Origin of the sequence: Acidovorax sp. (assembly GCF_046339755.1) — a bacterium.
Taxonomy (GTDB): Bacteria; Pseudomonadota; Gammaproteobacteria; order Burkholderiales; family Burkholderiaceae_C; genus Acidovorax.
Map to the genome: position 1 here is coordinate 1 of NZ_JBKDTZ010000409.1, position 4177 is coordinate 4177.

Here is a 4177-nt window from a genome sequence, read left to right on the forward strand (position 1 = left end):
GTCCATTACCGTTCAACCCTTGTCATCAGATGCTGCAAGTGTAGAAAAACGGCCCCATAAGATGAATGGCTGAAGAAAGGCGAATTCAGAAATAATCCTAACAATCGAAGGCTTGAATTGAGTTTGGAGAAGTTTTCCATGGACCTGGTCGATCAATCCATTCTTACCGTATTGCACGCGGATGCCCGCACCTCGCTCAAGCAACTGGCAGAGCGGGTGGGCCTGTCGGCGCCCAGCGTGTCCGAGCGCCTGCGCCGGCTGGAGGAGCGCGGCGTGATCCGCGCCTTCACGCTCGACATCGAGCCGCGCGCCCTGGGCTACCAGCTGCAGGCCATCGTGCGCATCAAGCCGCTGCCGGGGCAACTGGCGGCCGTGGAGCAACTGGTACGCGACACGCCCGAGTTCTGCGAGTGCGACAAGGTGACGGGCGACGACTGTTTCATCGCCCGGGTTTACGTGCGCTCCATCGAGCAGCTTGACAGCGTGCTCGACCGCATTGCCGACAAGGCCGAGACCAGCACGGCCGTGGTGAAGGCGCAGACGATACGGCGCCGCCCGCCGCCCTTCCTGCCGGGATAGATTGGATCAGCGGCCCAGTACTTTCGCAAACAGCTCGTTGCGAAAGTGGATGCCCATGCGCGCGAAGGCGCGGTTGCGGTAGGTCTTGACCGTGGGCACCCCCAGGCCCAGGTCGGCCGCGATGCCCTCGTGCGTCATGCCCTGCAGCACGCGGGCGCAGACATCGAGTTCGCGGTCCGTCAGGTCGGGCTGCAGGCGCAGCAGCCGCTCGCGCAGGGCAGGCACCCCCTGGGGCAGCGCGGCGATGGCGGGCAGCACTTCGTCCATGCCGGCATGCTCCTGCACCACGGGCAGGGATGGCGGGCGCGCCAGCGCGATGTGCTTGCGTGCCAGTGCGAGCAGCACCGGCGCCATGCCTTCGAAGTCGCTGATCTGGCCATCGCGGAACGGTGCCTGGTGCTGGTGGCGGTAGAAGTTGACGGCGAAGACCGAGCCGTCGCTCTCGTAGTCGACCACCGAGACGCGCTCGGCCACACCGTGCGCCTCGTAGACGCGGGCGCGGTGCTCGCCCTCGACCTCGCTGGCCGCCACGTGGCACAGGCGGGTCAGCGGTTCGGCAGGCACGTCCTCGAAGGCGCGGCCCCAGGTGCGGTCCTGGCGGTAGGGGCCTGACAGGTAGGCCCACCAGCAGTCCTGCGTGGTGTCGGGCACGCCCCGGCTGGCGGACATGAACAGGGTGGGCTTGCAGCGCTGGCCCGTACGGTACACCGACCACGAGGCCGCGGGCAGCACCGGTGCCAGATCCTCCAGCAAACCGCCGGCAAAGCCGGGCTCGCCCAGGCGCTGCACCATGCCCGCCACGGCACGGCTACCTTGGCCTTGCACTGCGGGAAGAGAGGAGGGGAGCCATTGCCTCATGGGCTTGGGGTGGGGGTGTGGGAGATCCGTGTCATCGCGCTGTCATCCTCAGGGATGACAGGCCCCGCACACAACCGGATTTACGCTAGGTTCATAACCAATTTTGCCGTGAATCAGCGCCATGTCCGACCCCTCATCCCTGCCCGAACCCCGCCTGAAATTCTTTGCCGACCTGCGCGTGCAGGTGGGCGTGCCGCAGGAGGTGGGGCAGACCGCCCACGGCCTGCGGCGCCTGATTCCCATCACCGGCGGCACCGCCACGGGCGAGGGCTGGACGGCCCGGGTGCTGCCCGGCGGCGCCGACTTCCAGCTCATCGTGAACGGCCGGCTCTCCGAGCTCGATGCGCGCTATGTGCTCGAGACCGATGGCGGGGACTTCATCTATGTGCAGAACCGCGCCGTGCGCTCGGGCCCGCCGGAGCTGATCGCGCGCCTGGTGCGCGGCGAGCCCGTGGACCCGGGGCAGATCTATTTCCGCTGCAGCCCGAGCTTCGAGACCGCCTCGCCCGCACTGGCCTGGATCGCCGAGCGCATGTTCGTGGGCTCGGGGGCGCGCTACCCCGACGCCGTGGCCATGCGCTTCTTCGAACTGGCCTGAGTATTTCCCGACCTTCCTCACAAAAAACCAATGGAGACCATCACCATGAAGCCTTCTTTCACCCCTGCACGCCGCGCACTGCTGGCCGCCGTTGCGGTGGCCGGCCTGGCCGCCCCCTGGGCGACCGCCCAGGCCCAGAACGCCGCTGCCGGCTACCCGAACAAGCCCGTGCGCATCATCGTGGGCTTCCCGGCCGGCACGGGGCCGGACATCGTGGCGCGGCTGCTGGCGCAAAAGCTCTCCGAGGCCTGGGGCAACCAGGGCGTGATCGTGGACAACAAGCCCGGCGCGGGAGGGCTGATCGCCGCCACCGAGGCGGCACGCGCCCAGCCCGACGGCTACACCCTGATGCTGGGCGAGACCGGCCAGCTGAGCATTGCGCCCAGCAGTTACACCAAGCTGCCGTATGCGCCGCAGAAGGATTTCGTGGCGGTGAGCCAGGTGGTCACTTCCGACTTCGTGCTGCTGGTCAACCCGCAGAAGGTGCCGGCACGCAACGTCAAGGACTTCGTCGACTGGACCAAGCAGCAGAAGGGCCTGTTCCTGGCCACCTTCGGCGCGGGCACGCCGGGGCACTTCGGCGCCTTCATGTTCGGTGATGCCGTGCAGCTCAAGCCCGAGCCGGTGCACTATAAGAACACCACCGACGCACTGGGCGGCCTGTTCAGCGGCGACGTGCAGGGCGTGTTCGCCAGCGTGGGCCTGGCTGCCCCCAACGTGAAGGCCGGCAAGCTGGCGGCCCTGGGCAGCACCGGTGCCACGCGCACCAATGCGCTGCCCGACGTGCCCACCATCAAGGAGCAGGGCTACGCCAACCTGGAGTTCTCGTCCTGGTTCGGCATCGTGGCGCCCGCCAAGACCCCGCCCGAGATCGTGGCCAAGCTCAGTGCCGACATCGTCAAGGCCGTCCAGTCGCCCGAGGGCAAGGCCAAGATGGAAGAGGCCGGCTTCCGCGTGACGGGCACCGGCTCGCAGGAGTTCACCAGGATCATCGCCGCCGACACGGTGACCTGGGGCAAGGCCGTGGCCGCCACGGGCTTCAAGGCGGACTAGACCCCACCGAGAACCACAAAACAGCCCAGGAGACAGACCATGCCATCCATCCTTGTTCGCGCACACGCCGTGCGCCGCGCGGCGCTGCCCGCCACGGTGCTGATGCCCTTCGCCCTGGCCGCCTGCGGCGGCAGCAACGACGGGCCCGTCTGGCCACCCGCCAAGGGCGCCTATGCGGCCGCCTGTACCGACCTGGTCGCCAGCGCCAAGCTGGCGGCCACCACATTGGCGACCAGCTATGTGCCGCCCGACACCAAGCGCCCAGGCGGTGCGGCCACGGGCGCCTTGCTGCCGGGCCACTGCGTGGTCACGGGCAGCATCAACCCGCGTGTCGGGGTGGATGGCACGAACTACGCCATCGGCTTCCAGCTGAGCCTGCCGGACAACTGGAACGGCCGCTTCCTGTTCATCGGCGGCGGCGGCAACGACGGCATCCTGCGCGATACCTCGCTCAGCTCCAGCATCTCGGGCGGCACGCCCTCGCCGCTGGGCCAGGGCTTTGCAGTCGTGTCCACCGACGCGGGGCACAGCGGTACCACGGCGAGCTTCGGCGCCGATCCGCAGGCGCGCATCGACCATGCCTACAACTCCTACGACAAGACGGCGGTGTCGGCCAAGTCGCTGATCGCCACGCACTACGGCCGCAAGCCCGATCGGTCGTACTTCTCGGGCTGCTCGGGCGGAGGCCGCCAGGGCATGGTGTTCTCGCAGCGCTTTCCGGACTACTTTGACGCCATCACGGCCGGCGCGCCGGCCATGCGGGTGTCCAGCGGCGCCACGGTGGCCGCGATGTGGAACACCATCGCCTTCAACGCCATCGCACCGCAGGATGCCGCGGGCAACCGCATCCTCTCGCAGGCCTTCAGCAATGCCGACCTGAACCTGGTGGCGAATGCAGTGAAGTCCTCGTGCGATGCGGCCGACGGCGTGGTGGATGGCATGGTCAGCAACACCAAGGCCTGCCAGTTCAACCGGGCCGTGCTGCAGTGCAGCGGTGCCAAGGGGGCGGACTGCCTGTCGGCAGCCCAGGTCGGCGCCCTCACCAAGGTGTTCACCGGGCCACGCAACTCGGCCGGGCAAGCGCTGTAT

Annotated in this window: 5 protein-coding genes; 4 read left to right on the forward strand and 1 reads right to left on the reverse strand. The window is 68.1% G+C overall.

The annotated features are described in order from the left end of the window. The first annotated feature begins 138 nt into the window (after nt 1–138). Complete coding sequence (locus ACK59X_RS35070) at nt 139–579, forward strand: Lrp/AsnC family transcriptional regulator (RefSeq protein ID WP_409964208.1); 441 nt, start codon at nt 139–141, stop codon at nt 577–579. Between the two features lie 6 nt (nt 580–585). On the opposite strand, the gene ACK59X_RS35075 is transcribed toward ACK59X_RS35070, so the two are convergent. After that, nucleotides 586–1437: a helix-turn-helix transcriptional regulator gene (locus ACK59X_RS35075; protein ID WP_409964209.1), complete on the reverse strand. Its 852-nt coding sequence runs from the start codon at nt 1435–1437 to the stop codon at nt 586–588. A gap of 121 nt (nt 1438–1558) precedes the next feature. Between ACK59X_RS35075 and ACK59X_RS35080 the strand changes: the two genes are divergently transcribed. From ACK59X_RS35080 to ACK59X_RS35090, 3 genes are all read left to right on the forward strand, one after another. After that, the gene (locus ACK59X_RS35080; protein ID WP_409964210.1) at nt 1559–2035 is read left to right on the forward strand and encodes a DUF3237 domain-containing protein; all 477 of its coding nucleotides are present in this window, start codon (nt 1559–1561) and stop codon (nt 2033–2035) included. A gap of 45 nt (nt 2036–2080) precedes the next feature. Further along, the gene (locus ACK59X_RS35085) at nt 2081–3088 is read left to right on the forward strand and encodes a Bug family tripartite tricarboxylate transporter substrate binding protein (RefSeq protein ID WP_409964211.1); all 1008 of its coding nucleotides are present in this window, start codon (nt 2081–2083) and stop codon (nt 3086–3088) included. 39 nt (nt 3089–3127) lie between these two features. Then, on the forward strand, nt 3128–4177 hold a 1050-nt coding region (locus tag ACK59X_RS35090; RefSeq protein ID WP_409964212.1), incomplete at its 3' end, for a tannase/feruloyl esterase family alpha/beta hydrolase.